The 19,864-nt window shown below is 71.4% G+C and carries 18 protein-coding genes; 11 read left to right on the top strand and 7 right to left on the bottom strand.

Annotated features, from left to right (window positions below):
• Positions 1 to 48 precede the first annotated feature (48 nt).
• A complete protein-coding gene (locus ACFVDP_RS09230; RefSeq protein WP_383485728.1) occupies positions 49 to 495 on the bottom strand; it encodes a VOC family protein in 447 nt (148 codons plus the stop codon).
• Positions 496 to 560: 65 nt separating this feature from the next.
• A complete protein-coding gene (locus ACFVDP_RS09235; RefSeq protein ID WP_383485731.1) occupies positions 561 to 1,421 on the bottom strand; it encodes an alpha/beta fold hydrolase in 861 nt (286 codons plus the stop codon).
• Positions 1,422 to 1,797: 376 nt separating this feature from the next.
• On the opposite strand from ACFVDP_RS09235, the gene ACFVDP_RS09240 reads away from it, so the two are divergent.
• The 4 genes from ACFVDP_RS09240 to ACFVDP_RS09255 all read left to right on the top strand — a co-directional run bounded on the left by ACFVDP_RS09240 (position 1,798) and on the right by ACFVDP_RS09255 (position 5,043).
• Positions 1,798 to 2,859, top strand: a complete 1,062-nt coding sequence (locus ACFVDP_RS09240) for an alpha/beta fold hydrolase (protein ID WP_383485734.1) — start codon at positions 1,798 to 1,800, stop codon at positions 2,857 to 2,859.
• 130 nt (positions 2,860 to 2,989) lie between these two features.
• Positions 2,990 to 3,748, top strand: coding sequence for a creatininase family protein (locus ACFVDP_RS09245; RefSeq protein ID WP_383485738.1), 759 nt, complete (start codon positions 2,990 to 2,992; stop codon positions 3,746 to 3,748).
• A 114-nt stretch (positions 3,749 to 3,862) separates the two neighbouring features.
• Entirely contained in the window at positions 3,863 to 4,330 is a 468-nt protein-coding gene (locus tag ACFVDP_RS09250; protein WP_383485741.1) for a hypothetical protein, read from the top strand.
• A gap of 188 nt (positions 4,331 to 4,518) precedes the next feature.
• Complete coding sequence (locus ACFVDP_RS09255) at positions 4,519 to 5,043, top strand: cupin domain-containing protein (RefSeq protein ID WP_383485743.1); 525 nt, start codon at positions 4,519 to 4,521, stop codon at positions 5,041 to 5,043.
• 10 nt (positions 5,044 to 5,053) lie between these two features.
• Here ACFVDP_RS09255 and ACFVDP_RS09260 read toward each other — a convergent pair whose 3' ends face one another.
• Positions 5,054 to 5,602 carry a CGNR zinc finger domain-containing protein gene (locus tag ACFVDP_RS09260; RefSeq protein ID WP_383485746.1) on the bottom strand — a complete coding sequence of 183 codons (549 nt, stop codon included), beginning with the start codon at positions 5,600 to 5,602 and terminating at the stop codon, positions 5,054 to 5,056.
• Positions 5,603 to 6,047: 445 nt separating this feature from the next.
• On the opposite strand from ACFVDP_RS09260, the gene ACFVDP_RS09265 reads away from it, so the two are divergent.
• From ACFVDP_RS09265 to ACFVDP_RS09275, 3 genes are all read left to right on the top strand, one after another.
• Entirely contained in the window at positions 6,048 to 6,776 is a 729-nt protein-coding gene (locus ACFVDP_RS09265; RefSeq protein WP_383485749.1) for a molybdopterin-dependent oxidoreductase, read from the top strand.
• Complete coding sequence (locus tag ACFVDP_RS09270) at positions 6,760 to 7,410, top strand: cytochrome b/b6 domain-containing protein (protein WP_383485752.1); 651 nt, start codon at positions 6,760 to 6,762, stop codon at positions 7,408 to 7,410. Before ACFVDP_RS09265 ends, ACFVDP_RS09270 begins: the two co-directional genes overlap by 17 nt.
• A 140-nt stretch (positions 7,411 to 7,550) precedes the next feature.
• The gene (locus tag ACFVDP_RS09275; RefSeq protein WP_383485755.1) at positions 7,551 to 9,173 is read left to right on the top strand and encodes a tannase/feruloyl esterase family alpha/beta hydrolase; all 1,623 of its coding nucleotides are present in this window, start codon (positions 7,551 to 7,553) and stop codon (positions 9,171 to 9,173) included.
• 87 nt (positions 9,174 to 9,260) lie between these two features.
• Here the strand turns inward: ACFVDP_RS09275 and ACFVDP_RS09280 are convergent, their stop codons facing one another.
• Entirely contained in the window at positions 9,261 to 9,737 is a 477-nt protein-coding gene (locus ACFVDP_RS09280; RefSeq protein ID WP_383485757.1) for an SRPBCC family protein, read from the bottom strand.
• 60 nt (positions 9,738 to 9,797) lie between these two features.
• Complete coding sequence (locus tag ACFVDP_RS09285; RefSeq protein ID WP_383485760.1) at positions 9,798 to 12,572, bottom strand: ATP-binding protein; 2,775 nt, start codon at positions 12,570 to 12,572, stop codon at positions 9,798 to 9,800.
• Between the two features lie 236 nt (positions 12,573 to 12,808).
• Here ACFVDP_RS09285 and ACFVDP_RS09290 point away from each other — a divergent pair, with 236 nt between their 5' ends.
• Together ACFVDP_RS09290 and ACFVDP_RS09295 are read left to right on the top strand one after the other, a co-directional pair.
• The gene (locus ACFVDP_RS09290; protein ID WP_383485763.1) at positions 12,809 to 13,453 is read left to right on the top strand and encodes a GntR family transcriptional regulator; all 645 of its coding nucleotides are present in this window, start codon (positions 12,809 to 12,811) and stop codon (positions 13,451 to 13,453) included.
• Positions 13,450 to 14,763, top strand: coding sequence for an MFS transporter (locus ACFVDP_RS09295; protein ID WP_383485766.1), 1,314 nt, complete (start codon positions 13,450 to 13,452; stop codon positions 14,761 to 14,763). Before ACFVDP_RS09290 ends, ACFVDP_RS09295 begins: the two co-directional genes overlap by 4 nt.
• 67 nt (positions 14,764 to 14,830) lie before the next feature.
• On the opposite strand, the gene ACFVDP_RS09300 is transcribed toward ACFVDP_RS09295, so the two are convergent.
• On the bottom strand, positions 14,831 to 15,919 hold the full coding sequence (locus ACFVDP_RS09300; RefSeq protein ID WP_383485769.1) for a zinc-binding dehydrogenase: 1,089 nt from the start codon (positions 15,917 to 15,919) through the stop codon (positions 14,831 to 14,833).
• Between the two features lie 237 nt (positions 15,920 to 16,156).
• Here ACFVDP_RS09300 and ACFVDP_RS09305 point away from each other — a divergent pair, with 237 nt between their 5' ends.
• Positions 16,157 to 16,819 carry a TetR/AcrR family transcriptional regulator gene (locus ACFVDP_RS09305; RefSeq protein ID WP_383485772.1) on the top strand — a complete coding sequence of 221 codons (663 nt, stop codon included), beginning with the start codon at positions 16,157 to 16,159 and terminating at the stop codon, positions 16,817 to 16,819.
• 199 nt (positions 16,820 to 17,018) lie between these two features.
• Positions 17,019 to 18,764 carry a glycoside hydrolase family 3 protein gene (locus ACFVDP_RS09310; protein ID WP_383485775.1) on the top strand — a complete coding sequence of 582 codons (1,746 nt, stop codon included), beginning with the start codon at positions 17,019 to 17,021 and terminating at the stop codon, positions 18,762 to 18,764.
• A 32-nt stretch (positions 18,765 to 18,796) separates the two neighbouring features.
• Here ACFVDP_RS09310 and ACFVDP_RS09315 read toward each other — a convergent pair whose 3' ends face one another.
• Complete coding sequence (locus ACFVDP_RS09315) at positions 18,797 to 19,792, bottom strand: helix-turn-helix transcriptional regulator (protein ID WP_383485777.1); 996 nt, start codon at positions 19,790 to 19,792, stop codon at positions 18,797 to 18,799.
• Between the last annotated feature and the right edge of the window lie 72 nt (positions 19,793 to 19,864).

Genomic DNA, 19,864 nt, shown 5'->3' on the forward strand with positions numbered 1-19,864 from the left:
ACCTCCCAAGGGTTGCTGGAGCGGTCGGTGGGTGTACGGAATCGGCGTTCAGCGCCCCGGTGCGCGAACCGTGATCTCCTGGAGGAACCACTCGTTGCCGTCGGGATCGGCGAACGAGGCGAAGGTGCCGTAGCTGGGGCGGCCCGGTGCCGCGCCCTGCACTCGCCGCGCTCCTCCCGCGTGATGGAAGGCGCCTGTGGCGTCGTGGAACGGGCCGCCGACGTCGACACCGCGGCCGGTGAGTTCCCCGACGGCCTGCTCGATGTCGGTCACGACCAGGTGCAGGCCCTGGGCCGAGCCGGCCGGGGCGGTCGTCAGCCCGTCACCGAAGATGACCGAGCAGGCGGAGCCGGGCGGCGTCACCTGCACGATGCGGTAGCCGTCGTGGATCGGGAAGTCCGCGTCGAGGCGGAATCCGAGTCTGCCGACGTAGAAGTCCTTGGCCCGGTCGACGTCCGAGACGGGGACGACGACGACTTCGAGCTTGAGGTCCATGGTGGGTGTTCTCGCTTTCGGGGGCTGTTCGTGTACGGGAGGGCCGGCCGACGTCGCCGGGCGCGTCACCGGGTGGCGCGGGCGGCTTCCTCGATGACGCGGGTGACGAGACCGGGGTGGGAGACGGCGACGGAGTGCGAGGCGGCGACCTCGGTGGTGCGGGCGTGGGCCCGCTCGGCCATGAAGCGCTGCACGGAGGCGGGGATGTTGAGGTCCCGCGTCGTGACGATGTCCCAGCTGGGGATGGACTTCCAGGCGGCCACGGTGGCCTTCTCCTCCAGCGCGGACTGGGCGATGGGGCGCTGTCCCGCGGCTGCGAGGGCGGCCTCGGCGGGCGGGACGTCCGCGGCGAACTGGTGGCGGAACTTGTCCTGCTGGATGTAGAGGTCCGTGCCCTTCGTGCCGTCGGGCAGGGTGACGGACACCGGGTCGAGGGCGTCGGGGAGCGTGGATCCGGGGTACTTGTTGGTCAGCTCCAGGGCCGACTCCCCCACCGCGGGCAGGAACGCGGCCACGTAGACGAGGCCCTTCACCTGAGGGTCGCCCGCGGCGGCCGCGCTGATCACGGAGCCGCCGTAGGAGTGTCCGACGAGGATCTTGGGGCCCTTGACGTGGTCGAGGACGCTGCGCAGGGCGGTGGCGTCGTCGTGCGGGCCGCGCAGCGGGTTGGCGGCGGCGACGACGGGGTAACCGTCGGCGCGCAGCCGGGAGATGACGCCGTTCCAGCTGGAGGAGTCGGCGAAGGCGCCGTGCTCCAGCACGACGGTGGGCTTGGCCGCCCCCTTGCCGGCCGACGAACGGCTCTCGCCGCCATCGGCGTTGGCGGTGCCGCTCAGGGCGAAGGCGCCGACCGCGGCACCGGCCGCGACCGCGGCACCGATGCCGGTGAGAACCCGTCGACCGCTCGCACGCTTGGTGTTGAACACAGGAAACCCTCCAGGGGATTCAGAGAGATCAGAGAGATCAGTGGAAACAGAGGAATCGCCACGACGCCGAGGATGATGCGGCATCACCACTTTGGCTGGTGATTAACTTGTCAGGCGCTCCATCACCCGTCAAGGTGGTGACGTGACGGTGGCAGACGTACTCGCCTCCCCATGGGGCCACATGGCAGCGGCCCCGCCATCACTGTCCACCGCGAAACGAACGCGTACATCCGTCACATGACCGTCTGCCGGGAGCCCGCCGGGTCACACCCGGGGGATCGCCGGTACGACCGTCAAGTGACTGATGCGCGCACCGGAGACGCGGACAAGAGTGACCTCGTCGGGAAGCACACCCGACACACACGGAAGGTTTCACATGATCAACAGGCGTAGCTTCAACAAGGCCGTGGGCTTGGGGACGGGGGCGGCCGCCGTCTCACTGGCGGGTCTGCAAGGTGTCTCGCACGCCGCCACGGGCGCTTCGGGCCACGGCGGGAAGGTGCCCGTCGTACCGACCGTCGCCCCGGGTACGCACACCACGTTCCCCGCGCTCAAGCAGATCAAGGCCGGGCTGCTGAACGTCGGGTACGCCGAGCTGGGCCCCGCCCACGGCCCCGCGGTCGTCCTGCTGCACGGCTGGCCGTACGACATCCACAGCTACGCCGACGTCGCCCCGCTGCTGGCCGACCAGGGTTACCGCGTGATCGTGCCCTACCTGCGCGGTCACGGCACGACGCAATTCCTTTCCTCCCGCACGGCCCGCAACGCCCAGCAGTCGGTGATCGCCCTCGACATCATCGCCCTGATGGACGCCCTCAAGATCCACAAGGCGGTCGTCGCCGGGTTCGACTGGGGCTCGCGCACCGGGGACATCCTCGCGGCGCTGTGGCCCGAGCGGGTCAAGGCGCTGGTCTCGGTGAGCGGTTACCTCATCACCAACCGCAAGGCCCAGCTGGAGCCGATCTCGCCGACCGCCGAACACACCTGGTGGTACCAGTACTACTTCGCGACGGAGCGCGGCAAGAAGGCGATGGAGCGCAAGGACCTGCGCCACGACCTGACCAAGCTGGTGTGGCAGATCGTCTCGCCGACCTGGGGCTTCGACGACGCCACCTTCGAGCGCACCGCGGCCGCGTTCGAGAACCCCGACTACCCGGCCATCGTCATCCACAACTACCGCTGGCGGCTGGACCTGGCGGAGGGCGAGCGACGCTACGACGGCTACGAGGACAAGCTGTCCGCGGCGCCGACCATCGCGGTGCCGACCATCACCATCGACGCCCAGTACGACCCGTTCACGGCGCCCGGCGACGGCGCGTCGTACCGGTCGATGTTCACCGGGAAGTACGAGCACCGCACGCTGGCCGTCGGGCACAACCTGCCGCAGGAGGCGCCGACGGCGTTCGCCCAGGCCGTCGTGGACGTGGACCACTTCTGACGGACGCGCCAGGGGCCGGCCGCCACGGCCGGCCCCGGCACGGCACGGCACGGCAGTTCACTGCCCGCCGCGGTCCGACCCGCTCATCGCTCACCGCTCACCGCTCACCGCTGACAGAAGGCCCGCTCTCATGACCGAAGTCCTGTGGAACCATCTGACCGCCGCCGAGCTGCGCGATCTCGCGGCCGAGGACGCGGTCGTGCTGCTGCCGGTGGGCGCCACCGAGCAGCACGGACCCCATCTGCCCACCGGGGTCGACGACTTCCTGGCCGCCGAGGTGTGCCTGCGGGCGGCCCGGCTGGCCGCCCCGCGCACTCCGGTGGTGGTGGCGCCGTCCGTGTGGTCGGGCCTGTCCGAGCACCACATGGCCTTCGGCGGCACCCTGACGCTCTCGCTGACCACGCTGCACGCGCTGCTGCGGGACCTCTGCCGTTCGATCCTGCGGGCCGGGTTCAGCCGCATCCTGATCGTGAACGGCCACGGCGGGAACATGACCGCGCTGCGTGCCCTCACCACCGAACTGACCGTCGAGCTGTCGGCCCGTATCGCCTCCACCGACTACTTCAGCGTGTCCAGGGACGTGGTCCGGGACGCGCTGGACACCCAGGACGGGCTGATGCACGCGTGCGAGGGCGAGACCTCGATGATGCTGGCCGCCCACCCCGAACTGGTGCGTCACGCGTACGTTCCGGATGCCCACGGCCCCGCGATCACGCTGCCCGCCGAGTCGACCGACCCGATCCACATGGCCGTGCCCTTCGGCGAGATCACCCCTTCCGGGGTGGCCGGCCACGGCGACGCGGCAACCGCCGAGAAGGGCGAGAGGATGCTCTCCGGACTGGCCCGGGCACTGGCCGACATCGTCGCCGACGACCCCTGGAAGCCCTGACCGGCCTCCCGCCCACCGGCGTGGGCAACACATGTATGTGCCGCACTCCTCGGCACGGGCGCACCGGCGTGGGTACCATGCCCAGCGTCCACCACTATTGAGGAGTGAACGGTTGTGACCAGCCCATCGGCCGACACGCTCCGGTCGCGGTACGTAGAGCAGGCCGCGTCGGATCTGGAAGACAACCGTCGCCGGCAGCAGGAACTGACCGAGAAGATCAAGATGTTGGAGCAGGAGGAAGCACTCCTGGTCGACATCATGAACCTCGCCGAGCGGTACGAGGGTGCGGAGCCGCCGTCCCCGCGCCCCGGGCAGCAGCCCGCCCCGGCGAAGGGAACGTCGGCGCAGCCGCTGCTCGGGGACCTGCTGACGGAGCTGCTGGCCGCGTACGAGGAGCCGCGCCTGGCCAAGGAGCTGCGGGAGGAACTGCTGGAGAAGCATCCGGACCGCTCCCCCACGCCCCAGGTCGTGCGGAACACTCTGGAGTCACTCGTCGCCAAGGGCCGGATCCAGCGGCACAAGCAGCAGCGATCGGTGATGTACACGGTCGCCGACGCGGAGCCGGCACACCCGCACGCCTGAGCCCGCCCGACTTCACACCCAGGGCACACCCAGGGCACACTCAAGCCACACCCGAATTCACACCCGAGATCACACCTCCAACTCGGACTCGCTCCGGGATGTGCACACCTGACTCGCATTCGCGTATATGCTCGCGTCGTCGAACGAAGATCCGCTCAGTGTCCATATGAGCCCAGGAGCCACAGACCATGAGCAACTTCCCTTCACCGCCGCCCGTTCCCCAGGACCGCCAGTTCGTCCTGGGGCAGCATCTGCGGATGTCCGTCCTCACCTCGGCACAGGAGACGGAGGGCCGTCACGACTTGGCGGACGTCACCCTCCCGGCGGGCTCGGGCACGCCGCTGCACCTGCACACGGGATACGAGGAGCGCCTCTGGATAGTCGAGGGCACGCTCACCGTGTGGGCGGGCTCCGATACGTACACGCTGCGCTCCGGAGACTTCTATCGGGTGCCGATGAACACCCCGCACACCATCAAGGCGGGAGAGGACGGTGCCCGCGCGCTGACCATCAGCTCGCCCGCCCGGTTCACCGAACTCATCCGGCGCGCGGGGACGCCCGCTCATCTGGCCACCCCGGACACCGAATGGGACATGGGGCTGTTCCAGGCGATCACCGAGGAGCTGGGGGATGTCATCCTCGGCCCGCCCGGCGCGACACCGGCCGACCTCAAGGACCACAAGGACCTCAAGGGCCCCCAGGGCAACAGCTGACCGCTCCGGATCAGCCTTGGGTGGTGTGCTGACGAGCGCGATAGGCGGCGGCCTTGACCCGGTTTCCGCAGGTCCGCATGGCACACCATTCACGCCGGTGGCCGCGCGAGCGGTCGAGGTAGACCTGGGTGCATTCGGGGCGGGCGCACTCGCGCAGCAGCGCCCCGTCGTCACCGCCGAGGATCTCCACGGCCTCCCGGGCGAGAGCCGCGAGCCCCTGGACCACCGAGCCGGTGCGGGTCGCACCGTCGGGGCCGAGCCGCAGCGTCACGGGCATGCCCGACGCCTGCAGGTTCAGCTCGGCCACCGCGTCCGCGGGCAGCGGCTCGCCGTGCAGCCGGGCGGCGACCAGGGAATAGATCGATTCGCGCAGATCGACGGCGAGGGTGAGGTCCACCTCGCTCGCGCCCGGGGCCAGATCGAGCATGCCGGACTCCACGAACCAGTCATCGAGCAGCCCGGGGGTGGCGAGCTTCTCCATCGGCAGGTCGTTGCGCCTGGCGCGCAGCGTGCCGACGAAGTCGAGAGGGAGCGTCCCACAAGGAAAGGCATGATTCACGTAACCATACTGACCAGTGACTGACGAGAATGCAAGCCTCGCCCGCGCCGCGAAGGATCTCGGCTCCGGGTCCGTACCCCGATCCGTCCGCCCCATGCCGCCCGTGAGCCGGCACGGAACAGCCGCGGCGAGACGCAGGGCGACGCGGGCTTCTCCCACCTCGGCGACGGCGAGGCGGACGGTTTCCGTCCAGCCCCCGCGCAGCGGCACATAGCGGTCCGCGCTCACGCACAGAGCCCGCTCGGCGCATCCGTCACACGACCGCGCCGTCCGGCCTGCACCCGCACCCGCATCCGGCGCCCCCTCTCGACCGCGAAGGTCCGGTAACACCCATCACCGTATTGACCGGTGCGCCGCACACATGCAAGGATCGTAACCATCCAGACCGGTTATCGAGTCGCCGGGTGGGCCGCCCCCTTCAGCAGCACAACAGGACGGGACAGACATGTCAGACCAGCGCAAGGACACCGGGAGCGGGCCGCCCGTGGCCCGGCGGGCGATGCTCGCGACCCTCGCCGCGGGGGCGGCCGGCCTCGCCACCGCGCCCTATCTGCAGCGTGGTTGGGAGAGTTTCCTGGGGGCCGCCTCCCAGGCGGACCCGACCGGAGTCACCGGTCTGCTGCCCAATCCGGGAGGGTTCCGCTACTACAGCATCGTGGGGTCGGTGCCGCGCAAGGACGCCCACACCTACGCACTGCACATCGGCGGACTCGTCGACCGGCCCAAGACCTTCACGTTGCCGCAGCTGCGCGCCATGCGGCAGACCCGCGTGGTCCACGACGTGGTGTGCACGGACGGCTGGCGTGTCGCGAACACACCCTTCGAGGGCGTACGGCTGTCGGATCTGCTCGACGCCGCCGGAGTCCGTCCCGAGGGCAAGGCCGTCCGTTTCACGTGCTTCGACGGTGCGTACAGCGAGAACCTCACCCTGGAGCAGGCGCGCCGCTCGGACGTCATGGTGGCACTGAGGATGCAGGACAAGCCCATCACCCACGAGCACGGCGGACCGGTCAGGCTGTACGCGGCGCCCATGTACTTCTACAAGTCGGCCAAGTGGCTTTCCGGCATCTCGGTCACCGACGAGGTCGTACCGGGGTACTGGGAGGAGCGCGGCTACGACATCGACGGCTGGCTCGCCGGAGAGGACAGGCACGGCGATGGCTCCGCTGTCTGAGACCGGTGCGCTGGTCCGTCGCTTCACCCGGGCCGAGCGGCTGGTCCACCGAGCCACCGGCTGTCTGATGCTGCTGTGCCTGGTGACCGCGGCCTGCCTGTACCTCGGGCCGCTCGCCCAGCTCGTGGGGCGACGCCATCTGATGGTCACCGTCCACGAGTGGTCCGGGATCCTGCTGCCCGCGCCGTTCCTGCTCGGTCTGCTGTCCCCCGCGTTCCGCGCCGATCTGCGCCGGCTCAACCGCTTCGCGCCCTACGACCGGCAATGGCTGCGGGCCGCCCGCAGGCGCCTGACCGCACCGTCGGTGCGACCGGCCGGAAAGTTCAACGCCGGACAGAAGCTCTACGCCGGCTGGATCGCGGGCGCGGTGCTTCTGATGCTGTTCACCGGCCTGTTGATGTGGTTCGGCGGACTGCTTCCCGCGATCTCCCGCACCAGCACGATCTTCGTGCACGACTGCCTCGCCTGGGGCATCACGTTCGTCCTCATCGGTCACCTGCGCAAGGCGTACGAGGACCCGGAGGCGCGGCTCGGCATGCGGACCGGCTCCGTCCCGGTGCGGTGGGCCCACGAGAAGCACTCCGAGTGGCTGGGCGACGACACCTCCGTACCCCGACGACGGTCAGGTGACTGATGAACACCTGCCCCGACACGTGCAGGATGTGAACACCGGCCAGGAGCCGCCACCACATCTCACTACGCACACGTATGTATGTCATCCACGACAGACGCACGACATCAGCCATCGCAACATTCCACAGACGAGGGAAATTCATGAAACGACTTCTGACCGTCCTCGCGGCCGCCGTGCCGCTGGTGACGGCGGCGGTGTATCTGCCCACCGCCGTGGCGGAGTCCGGCGGCTCCACCGCCGCGCCGTTCCGGTGCGCGTCCGACTCGCTGTCGCTGAAGGCTCCGAGCGGCACGAGAATCGAGTCCGTCTCGGCCGTGAGCAAGCCGACGGGTGACGTCGAGGTGCCTCCGGTGACTCCGCTGCCCGGAGACACCGTGCCGAACGTCCCGGCACACTGCCAGGTGACCATCACCCTCGGCCACACCGGCGCGGACGACCACGCCAAGGTCCAGGTGTGGCTCCCGGAGCACGACTGGAACGGCCGTTTCCAGGGCCTCGGCGGCAGCGCCTACGCCGCCGGTGACTACGGTTCCGGGCTGGCCGCCGCCGTGAAGAGCGGCTACGCCACCGCGACGACCGACGCCGGTGTCGGCGCCTACCTCGATGTGAACTGGGCCCTCGACGCACAGGGCAAGGTCGATCAGACCCGCCTGAAGAACTTCGCGTCGGCTTCCGTGCACGAGGCCGCCGTCGTCGCCAAGCAGGTCATCGGCGACGTCTACGGCCGCACCGCTTCGTACTCGTACTTCAACGGCTGCTCCACCGGCGGCCGTCAGGGCTATGCCGAGGCGCAGAGCCACCCCGGCGACTACGACGGCATCCTCGCCGACGCGCCCGGCATCAACTGGGACGAGTTCGAGGTCGCCACGGCCTGGCCCCAGGTCGTGATGAACGAGGAGCACACCTACCCCAGCAAGTGTGAGCTCACCCTCGCGACCCAGGCGGCCGTGAAGGCGTGCGACACGCTCGACGGCGCCAAGGACGGGCTCATCGGCGACCCGGAGAAGTGCCACTACGACCCGCGCCGGCTGATCGGCACGACCCTCGAGTGCGACGGCAAGAAGGTGACCTTCTCGGCCGCCGACGCCTCCGTCGTCCGCAAGATCTGGGACGGTCCGCGCACCACGTCGGGCAAGAAGCTCTGGTACGGCCCGACGATCGGCTCCGACCTGACGGTGCTGGCCGCCTCCGACGGGGAATCGGTCGGATCGCCGTTCCTGGTGCCGTCCGAATGGATCTCCACGTTCGTCAAGAAGCAGCCCGCCTACAACGTGGCGACGGCGAGCTACAGCGAGTTCCAGAAGCTGTTCCAGCAGTCGCAGGCCGAGTACGACAAGGTCATCGGCACCGACGACCCGGATCTGTCGGGCTTCCGCAACTCCGGTGGCAAGCTGCTGACCTGGCAGGGACAGGCGGACCAGTTGATCCCGACGCAGGGCACCGTCGACTACCGCGAGCGGGTCGAGAAGAAGCTGGGTGGCGCGCAGCGCGTCGACGACTTCTACCGGGTGTTCCTGGCGCCGGGCGTCAACCACTGCGCGGGTGACGGCAACACCGGTCCCGCCCCCACCGACGCGCTCGGCGCGCTGGTCAAGTGGGTCGAGCACGGCAAGGCTCCGCAGACGCTGGCCGCATCCGTCACCGACACCGCGGGCAAGAAGGTCACGCGCGACCTGTGCCTCTACCCGAAGGTCCCGCAGTACAAGGGCCACGGTGACGTGGCGGACGCGAGCAGCTTCCGCTGCGTCGGCTCGCGCCGCTGACCGGCGCCGACGACCGTAACTCATGAGGTGGCCGTGGCCGGCCCGGGCGATCCGGGTCGGCCACGGCCATCTCACGGCTTCAGGACGTCAGAAGGTCAGGGTGTCCGACATCCTGTCGTACTGGGCCTGCCAAAGGGTGTCGAGCCGTTCCTTCCACAGCGCCGACAGCGTGTCCAGCGCCTTCGGCGCACCGCTGCGCACGACGTTCTCGGTCAGGATGTGGGTGCCGCCCTCGGCGGGGGTGATCAGCCACGCCTGGTACAGCTGCACTCCGGCGCCGATGCCCAGCCAGCCGACGCGGTGCGGCGGACTGTTCTCCCCCACGAACACCTCGAACCGGTGCCCGTACCACTGCACCGTGAACACCTGGGCCAGTGCGTCGATGCCCACCCCGGTCACACCCGGGGACCACTCCGGCCAGCTGGACACGTCCGTGAGCAGGGCGAAGGCCCGGTCGGGCGGGATCGGTACCGTTGCTTCCCGCCCGAAGAAGACATGGGCGTCGTCGGGCGAGAAACCGGCCGGCCAGTTGATGTCCGGGTGGCTGTCCAGTGGTTCGCGCATCCGATGCCCCTTCTCGCTTTCATGCCCTGGTGCCCTGCTGCTCTCGCGCTCGCTCACGGATCAGTCACCGACCTCTTGCGTGAGGGAGTCCAGAGCGTCCCGCAGCGCTGTACGGGTGCTGACGCCGAGCTTGGGATAGATCTGGTAGAGGTGTGCGCCGATGGTCCGGTGGGACAGGAACAGCCGCTCGGCGATCTGCTTGTTCGTCAGTCCTTGGGCCGCGAGTTCGGCGATCTTCAGTTCCTGGGCGGTCAGTGCGGCCGACCGGGCGCGGGCCACCGCCGGTCCGGCGTAGCCGGTCGCGCGCAGCTCGGCCGCTGCGCGCTTCGCCCACGGGCCGGCCCCCAGCGCCTCGAACGACTCGAGTGCGGCGAGAAGTTGTCCGCGGGCTTCCTTCGTCGCGCGCCTGCGCCGCAGATACTCGCCCCGCAAGAGCCGCACCCGGGCGGTGTCGAAGGGCCACTTGTCGGCGTCGACGCAGGCCAGCGCCTCCTCGAACAGCTCGGCGGCCCGCTCGCCGGGCGTGGTGAGCGCCTCCGCGGCGAGCACCAGCATGCGCAGGCGGGCGGAGAGTTCGGGCATCGCGGACCGGCGCATCGCCGTCGCGTGCGCGGCGGCCTCGTCCGTCCTGCCGGTGCGCACGGCGGCCTCCACCAGGTCCAGGGCGGTCCACATGGCGTGCGGGACGTACGGGGCCAGGACACCGGGCGGACTCACCGCACACGTGTGCCGGTACGCGGCCTCGAAGTCGCCGCCGCCGAGGGCGCCCAGGGCCTTGGCGTGGCTCGCGAGGAGCCGGGCTCCATGGGCGCCGCGCGGTACGGCCCAGCGCACGATGTCCGCGACGAGGGCGTCGCTCGTCGCCGGTTTCCCCTGGGCCGCGGCGACCACCGCCTGGACGTATTGCAGCTCCCAGGCGAAGAAGCGGTAGCCGTGCTCCTCGCACAGGGCGAGTCCCTCTCCGGCCAGCCGTGAGGCGTCGTCCCAACGGCCCGAGTGGTAGTGGTCCAGGCTCACCTGCATGATCGCGCCGAGCTGTCGGCGCACCGGCGCGGTGCCGGTACGGCCGTGTTCGACGAGGCGCAGCGACGGCCCCCGTACCTGGGCCAGCCGGTCCGGGTAGAGGGCGGCGGTGCCGATGCGCACCACCTGTGTGGGGTCGTCGCCCACCCGGGCGAGCAGGGCGTCGAGACGTGCCAGTCCCCCGGGGCCCGTGCGGGCGGGGTCGGCGAAGGTCTGGGCGACCGCCCACAGGAGGTCGGGGGGCTCGGGGGTCAGCCGTTCCAGCGCCGCGAACACCGGGTCCCACAGCGCGGGGTCGCCGCCGTAGGAGCAGAGCAGGACGAGGCTGTGCAGGGCGTCGACGAGAGCGTCGTCGCCCGCGTCGTAGCCGTGGTCGCCGTTCTCGATCGCGCCGACGAGGAGCCGGTGCGCGGTGTCGATGTCGCCGTCCTCGTTGATCAGCAGGAACGCGGAGGCCGCTGCCGCGTGCAGCGAGTCGGGGGCGGTGGGGTCGGCCGCCCGGGCGCCGGCGAGGAGCCGTGAGGCGTCGACGAGTTCGCCGCCGGCATCGGTGCCGATGTAGGCGGCCTCGGCGAGGCGCCGGCTCTTGTCGGCGGGGGCGGGGCTCAGTCCGGCGGCGCGGGTGAGGGCCATCACCGCGCCGAGGGCGTCGCCGCGCCGGGTCCGCAGATGGGCGGCCTGCTCCAGGAGGGCGGCGACCTTCTCGTCGGGGGCGGCGGCGGCCTCGCCGAGGTGCCACGCGCGCCGTTCCGGCTGGTCGACGAGCGCGTCCGCCAGTGCCCGGTGCGCGCGGCGCCGCTCGGCCGTGGAGGTGACGTGGGCGACGACGGCGGCGCCGATCAGCGGGTGCCGGAAGGAGAGCCGGCGGTCACCGGCCGACACCTCGATGAGCCGGTCGGCCTCCGCGGGCGCCAGCTCGTCGATGACGGCGCGTCCGGTGGCGGCGGCCGCTACGGGGGCGAGGTCGCCGGTGCCGTCGAGCGCCGCGAGGAGCAGCAGCTCCCGGGTCGGGGCGGGCAGTCCGGCCACGCGTGAGGCGAACATCGTCTGGAGGCGTTCGCTCAGCGGCAGCACCGCGGGGAGCGCGGTGAGCACCGTGCGCTGTTCCCTGCTCAGCGCGGTGGGCAGTTCGACCAGGGCGAGGGGGTTGCCGTGCGCCTCCGCCACGATGCGCCGCCGTACGGCCGGGGCGACGTCCGGGTGTGCCGAGGCGAGCAGTTCGGCCGACGAGGCGTCGTCCAGTGGCGGCAGCCGGTACTCGGTCAGACCGCTGGACTCGAAGAAGGTGTCGGAGCCGGTGCGGCAGGCCGCGACCAGACTGACCCTGCTGCCGACCAGGCGGCGGGCGATGAATCCGAGCACGGCGGTGGTCGCCCGGTCCAGCCAGGGCAGGTCGTCGACGACGACGAGCAACGGCGTCTCCACCGAGATCACGCGCAGCAGAAGGAGGGCGGCCGTGGAGGTCAGCAGCCGGTCGGGGGTCGGCCCGCTGCCGATGCCGACGGCGACCCGCAGGGCGTCACGGTGACCGTCGTCCAGGATGTCGAACTCGCCGAAGAGCGGCAGGAGGAGCTGATTGAGCCCGGCATAGCTGATGTCCGCCTCGAACTGCACACCCCTGGCCCGCAGCACGCGGACCTCCCGCCGGGCGGCGTCGTCGGCGAGGGCGTCGAGCAGCGCCGTCTTGCCCACACCGGCTTCGCCGGTCAGCAGCAGTGCGGCGCCCCGGACCACGTGGTCGTTGAAGAACGACCGGATGAACGACAGGTCCTCGGTGCGCCCCACCAACGATGCCGGGCGCACCGCGGACACGCGCTCCCCCTCGCTCAACGGACTGCCTCCCACGACGACGCACACGATGACGGCGCGAGAGAGGCCCGGCGTCACCCGCCGTCCCTCCTCTGACCTTCGGTTTCTCCGGGTCATGCAACCACCACGACGCGGGAGATGTCCACGCGCGGCCCGGCAGCCCACCGCGGGGTGCGGCGCTCCGGCCCGGGCCGGGGCGCGTTGCATGCATCAATGCATGCATGGAAAGATACGTGGCTATGCCATCTATTTCGGGATCGCGCTCCGCCGCGGAGACCGCGTACCAGTACGTGAAACAGGCGATCATCACCGGCCGGCTGCCGGGCGGCCGGCTGGTCACCGAGAGCGAGATCAGTGAAGATCTCGGCATCAGCCGGACACCCGCGCACGAGGCCTTCCTCCGGCTGAGCGGTGAGCGGCTGCTCGACCTCGCGGGCCGCAGGGGCGCCGTGGTCACCCCCGTCGCGCCGCGTGAGGCGCAGGACGTGCTGGAGATGCGGCAGGTCCTCGAAGGGGAGGCGGCCCGCCGCGTCGTGGCGGAGGGCGGCCCGTCCGCCGACCTGGTCCGGACCCTGACGCACTGCGTTGATCAGCAGCGGGTCCAGCTGGCCGTGGCGGACCTGGAGGCGTTCGTCGCGACGGACGAGACCTTCCACTCCGCGGTGGTGAACGCCTCCGGCAATGCGATCGCCGCGCACTTCTTCACGCTGCTGCGCGACCGGCAGCAGCGCCTGCGCCACCAACTGCTGACGATGCATCCGCAGCACCTCCCGGCGGTGATCGACGACCACCGGGAACTGCTCGGCCGGCTGTCCGCGGGGGACGCGGCGGGATACGCCACCGTCCTGGCTGATCACGTGGCGCGGCATCAGGGGGCGCTGTGAGCACCGTGACCACGCGCCCGTCCGCCGTCCGGCGCCGGCGCGGTGACACCCGTACCGTTCCGCCGTGGCGCGTCGTGTTCGGCGCGGTCTTCGTCATGAGCTGGTGCGGCAATCAGTTCAGCCCGCTGCTGTTGTTGTACAAGCACGAGGAGCACTACTCGACGCTGCTGGTGAACCTGCTGCTCGGTGTCTACGTGGGCGGTCTGGCCCCCGCGCTGTTGCTGGCCGGAGCCCTGTCCGACCGGTACGGGCGGCGTCCGGTCATGACGGTCGGCACGCTGACGGCCCTGGCCGCGGGCGCCGTGCTCGCGCTCGGCCCCCTCGGCGTCGCCCCGCTGTTCGCCGGGCGCCTGCTGTCCGGAGTGACGGTGGGGATCGCGATGGCGGTGGGCAACAGCTGGCTCAAGGAACTCTCCCAGGCGCCGCACGACCCGGCCGCGGACACCGGCTCGGGGGCCCGCCGCGCGTCGACGGCGTTCACCCTCGGCTCCGGTCTCGGCGCCCTCGTGGCGGGCGCGCTCGCACAGTGGGGCCCGCGCCCCGAGGTGCTGCCGTTCCTGCTCCAGATCGTGGTCGCCGCGCCGTTCGTGTGGCTGGTGCGCCGCGTGCCGGAGACCAGCCCGGGCGACCTCGGCGGGCCGCTGCGCCGGCAGTTGCGGGTGCCGGCCGCCGGACACAAAAGGTTCCTGCGGGTCGTCGCGGTCGCGGCCCCGTGGCTGTTCGCGTCGGCGGCCCTCGCCTACGGGTATCTGCCCGTCCTGCTCTCCGGCTCCACCGGCTCCTGGGGCCTGGCCTACGCCACCGCGCTCACCGGCCTGACGCTGGGGGTGGCGGCCCTGATCCAGCCGTGGGCGAAGCGGATCGACTCCCCCTCGTCCGCGCGCGGCCTCGTCGTATTCCTCTTCCTGACCGCGGCCGGACTGCTCGTGATGACCGGCGCCCAGTACTGGCAGTCGCTCTGGCTGGGCCTGGCCGCCGCCCTCGTCCTCGGGTGCGCCATCGGTACGGGACTGGTCAGCGGTCTGCTGGAGGTGCAGCGCATCGCGGGACCGCGAGATCTCGCCGGACTCACCGGCGTCTTCTACACCCTCGCCTACGCGGGCTTCCTCACCCCGATCGTGCTGGCCGCCGTCACCTCGCTGTTCGGCACGACGCCCCTGCTGCTCGCCCTGGTCGTGCTGGCACTGCTGTGCGCGGCGTCGGTGCTGCTGGCCTACCGGCGCCACCTGCCGACCGGCGAAAGTGCGGCGACGGTCGTGGCCCAGGGCGGGACGCACCGGCCCGGGCTGGACAACGGGCCGAGGCCCTGACGCGCGTACGCACAGGTGTGCCGGCCGTCCGTGACACGCGTCGGACGACCGGCACACCCGCTTCCCGTCAGGAGAAGTCGGTGATGACGACGCGCGCCGTCTGCCCGTCCTTCAGGGACTCGTAGCCCGCTTCGATGTCCGCCAGGCCGATCTCCTTGGACACGAGGCCGTCCAGGTTCATCCGGCCCTGGAGGTACATCGAGGCGTAGAACGGGATGTCCCGCTTGAGGTTGGACGAGCCCATGTAGACGCCCTGCACCTTCTGCGAGTTGCTCAGTGCGGTGAGGGCGCTGACGTCGATGCCCGCGTCGTTGGTGCCGACGCCGATGAGATAGAGGCCGCCGCCCTTGCCCAGCATCTGCATGCCCTGCGCCGTGACCGGCCGGATCCCGACGAAGTCGAAGACATGGTCGGCGCCGGCGCCGGTGATGTCGCGGACGGCCTCGACCGGGTCGCCGGTACGGGAGTTCACGACGTGCGTGGCGCCGAAGGCCTTGGCCCGCTCCAGCTTGCCGTCCTCGACGTCGGTGACCACGATCGTCTCGGCGCCGGCGATCCGGGCGCCGCTGATGGCGTTCAGACCGACACCGCCGGCGCCCATGATGACGACGCTCTGGCCGTGCCGGACGTCCGCGCTGTTGAGTACGGCGCCCGCGCCGGTCAGCACGCCGCAGCCGATGAGCGCGGCGGGCGCCCAGGGCATCTCGTCCGGGACGACGGCGAGCTGGTTCTCGTGGATGAGGGCTTCCTGGGCGAAGCCGCCGAGGCCCATGCCCTGGGCGACGGGCGCGCCGTTCCAGGAAAGGCGGGGGGCCTGCTCCGGGGTGCGCAGGGTGGCCTCGGGGTGCAGGCACAGGTGGGTGTGCCCGCTCAGGCAGTTGGTGCAGGCGCCGCAGTACTGGATCAGGCTGCCCACGACGTGGTCGCCCACCTTGACCTGGGTGACCTGCGGGCCGACCTCGGTGACGATGCCGGCTACTTCGTGCCCGAGCACGACCGGGAACTCTCCGCCGATGAACGTGGCGACGCTCAGGTCGGAGTGGCACAGCCCGGAGGCCTGGACCTGGACGCGGACCTCACGTCCGATCGGGTCGGCGAGGTCGACCTCCTCGACGACGAATCCCTTGCCCAGAGCCTTGGTGACAGACGCCTTCATGATCCAGCTTCTTTCCTGTTCGAACCGCCGGGACGGCCGGATGCGGCGTCCCGAGGAGCGGGCCGCGCGGGGGCCGGTGGGCTCGAAGAGGGTCGGCCGGGGCGCGGTCATGGCATGCCTCGCCCGGTGGTTCGGGGCGGCTTCGCCATATTTCGAGTGTGCCTCCAAAACCTCGAAAAGAAAAGAGACAGCTGTCGATTACCGCACGTGGACGGCTTACGGCGCTATGCTGCATCGGTGCCGCCCACTCCTGACCCCGCGCTCCCCCACGGCTCCTCGACACCCGCGCCCGACGGCGCCGGGGCGTCGACCGACGTGCGGGTGCGGCGCACACGCACCCGGCTGCGCGAGGCCGTTCTGGAGCTCGCCTCGACGCAGCCCGTCGAGGACATCGCGGTCGCGGACCTGGTCCGCGCGGCCCGGATCAACCGCACCACCTTCTACAAGCACGCGAGCAGTCCGGCGGAGGTCCTGAAGCAGTTGCTCTACGAGGACCTGGACCGGGTCCGTGTCGAGTGGCTCGCCGAGGCGGGCGCTTCGGGGCTGTCGCCGCGGGAGATCTGGGAGCACGCGTCCGCAGCCCTGGTGGATCACCTGGAGCGCTACGACGCCGTGTACACCGTCGGCCTGACAGACCGGCACAGCACGGTGCTCCACTATCTGCTGGTCGATCACTTCACCGCGTCGGTGCGCACGCTCCTGGACCACGACCGGGGCGCGGTGCCCGACGGCGCGGGTTCGCTCGTGTGGCGCACGGAGGCCGCGAGCCGCTTCCTCGCGCACGGTGAGGCCGGTCTGGTCGAGGCGTGGATGTCCCTGCCCGCGCCGAGGGACCGCAGCCTGTTCGTCTCGGCCGCGGCCGCCCTGCTCCCCGGCTGGCTCGTCCTGTCCCGCTCCTGAGATCCGGCCACACCTCGGGGGTGTGGGGCCGCGCGACCTATGACACGTATGACCGCGCGGCGGACCGGCCCGGCGGTGGCCCGCGTCAGTAGGGTGCGGGCAAAACGGCCGAAGGAGCAGTCCCATCGCGACACATCCCTCACCCCCTTGGACCACCTCCCGCAGGCAGGCACTGGCCGCTCTGGCCGGTACGGCCCTGATGTGGGGCGCGGCGGGCGGCCCGGCCTCGGCCGCCTCCCGCTCCGCCCGCGAAGCGGCCCGCGCGCTGGCCGCCCGGATGACGCCGGAGGAGAAGGTCGGCCAGCTCTTCATGATCGAGGTGGCGGGCCGGGACGCGTTCCGCGTGAGCGAGGCCGCCGCCGCTCTCAACCGTCGGCGCTACGGGGTGGACACCCCCGCCGAGGTCGTCCGCAGGTTCGCACCGGGCGGTGTCATCTACTTCTCCGAGCGCGGCGACGACAACCTCGGTGCGCCGGGTCAGATCGCGCGGCTCTCCGGCAGTCTGCAGCGGGTGTCGCGGGACACGTCGGGCCTCCCGCTGATCATCTCGGTGGACCAGGAGGGCGGCGCGGTCTCCCGGCTGCCCACCCCACCGGCCACCGAGCAGCCGGGCAACATGGCGCTGGGCGCCACCTGGTCGACGGCGGACGCCCGCCGCTCGTACGAGATCACCGGCGCCGAACTGGACGCGTGCGGGATCACCGCGGACCACGCTCCGGTGGCGGACGTGAACGTCAATCCGGCCAACCCGGTGATCGGGGTGCGCTCCTTCGGCGCCTCTCCCCGGGCCGTCTCGCAGTTCGTCCGCGCCGCGATCGACGGGCTGCACCGCGGCGGTGTCGCCGCCACCGCGAAACACTTTCCCGGGCACGGCGACACGGACACCGACAGTCATGTGGGGCTGCCGCGCATCACCCACAGCCGGGCGCAGCTCGACGCGATCGACCTGCCGCCGTTCCGCGCGGCCGTCGACGCGGGGGTGGACCTGATCATGACGGCGCACATCAGTGTGCCCGCGCTGGACCCCACCGGGGTGCCGGCCACCATGTCGCACGCCGTCGTCACGGGCCTGCTCCGCGAGGAGCTGGGGTTCGAGGGCCTCATCGTCACCGACGCCCTCGACATGCGGGGCGCGAGCGAGCAGTTCCCCCCGGACCGGGCCGCGGTCACCGCGCTGGCCGCGGGGGTCGACATGCTGGTGCTGTCCCCCGACCTTCCGCGGGCGTACGCGGCGGTGCTCGACGCGGTGCGGTCCGGGCGGATCTCCGCGTCCCGGCTCGACGCCTCGGTGATCCGCGTCCTGAGCCACAAGATCCGCCGCGGCCTGTTCGCCGCCACGGCCGACGAAGCCCGGGCCGAACGCGGCGTCGGCCGACCGGAGTTCCGCTCGGACGTCGCCGCGATCACCGCCCGCGGCACGACGCTCGTCAAGAACGACGGCGGTGTCCTCCCGGTCACCACCGGCGCGCGCAGGGTCCTCGTCACCGGCGCCGACGCCGCCGCCGTGTCCCGCCTCACCGCGTCGTTCCGCACGCGCGGACACACGGTCACCGCCCTGGACGCCGGTGCCGCGCCCGACGCGGCGGTCATCGAGGAGGCCGTCGGGCACACGGACGCCGTCGATCTGGTGGTCGTGGCGACCAGCGGACTGTCCGTCGGCGGCGGCCAGGACCAGGGCGCCGCACAAGTGGAGCTGGTCCGCGCCCTGTTGGCAACGCCGAGCCCGGTGGTCGTGATCGGGGTGCGCACCCCGTACGACATCAATCGCTTCCCCGGCGCGCCCGTGTATCTGGCGACGTACGGCAATGGCGCGACGGCTCTCGACCAGGCGGTGGGCGTCGTCGTCGGCGAGCACGGTCCGAGCGGGCGGCTGCCGGTGTCCGTGCCGGTGGCGGGCGATCCGTCGCGGACGCTGTTCCCGGTCGGGCACGGGCTGCGCTTCTGAGACCGCGTCCCTGCCGGTGGCCTCCCGCGCCGTCAGGTCCGGCGGGCGGAGGCGGCGAGGCGGTCGGCGAGGGCCGTGACGAGGTCGCGCAGTTCGTCGGGGCGTTCGATGACGAACGGCCGGTCGAGCGCGGCGAGTACGGATGGGAGCCAGTCGAGCCGCTCCGCCCGCAGTTCGACGCGCAGCCAGCGCTCGGTCGCCGGGGCCGCCCCAAGTTCGCCCGCCACGGGTTCGTCATCCTCGATCTGCGCGACGCTCGCGGGTAGTTGAGCGCGGATCTGCTCGGCCGTTCCGTGGATGCGCAGGGTCACCTCGTGCCGGTACGCGGCCGTGGCGAACCCCGAGATCACCCGCTGGGCCGGATCGGAGTCGGCGGGCGCCTCGAACGAGCCGGGCAGGGTCCGCGCGTCCGCGATGCGGTCGAGCCGGAAGGTCCGGTCCTCGCCGAGACGGGCGTCCGCGCCTGTGACGTACCAGCGGCCGGCGTGGGCGACGACCCCGTACGCGTGCAGCGTGCGTTCCGTGCGCCGTCCGTCCCGGTCGGTGTAGCGGATCGAGACCGGCCGGTGGTGGCGTACCGCGTCGGCGAGGGTGAGCAGGATCCCGGCGTCCGGGGTGTCGCCCGCAGCGGGCCGGTCCGTGAAGGCGAGGGCGTCCAGGAGGGTGTCGAGGCGGCGGGCGATGTGCGGGGGCAGCACGCGCCGGATCTTCGCCGTCGCGGTCTCGCTCGCCGTGGTGTCCGTCGTCAGGCCCGCGCGGCGGCCGGCGATCAGGCCGAGCAGCACGGATAGCGCCTCGTCGTCGCTGAACATGAGCGGCGGCAGCCGGTACCCGGGGCCGAGCCGGTAGCCGCCGTACCGGCCGCGCACCGATTCCACGGGCACGTCCAGGTCGATCAGCTGGTCCACGTACCGCCGGACGGTGCGTCCTTCGACGCCGAGCCGGTCGGCCAGTTCGGCCACGGTGCGGGTGCCGCCCGACTGCAGCAGTTCCAGGAGGGTGAGCACGCGGCCGGCGGGTCGGGACATGTGTCGCACTCTAACGTCCATACCGGACCGAAACTGTCCTGTATCTCTCCTAGCCTGCGGTGTGCAAGCCAC

This window comes from Streptomyces sp. NPDC057694, from assembly GCF_042799415.1.
In the GTDB taxonomy this organism is placed as follows: domain Bacteria; phylum Actinomycetota; class Actinomycetes; order Streptomycetales; family Streptomycetaceae; genus Streptomyces.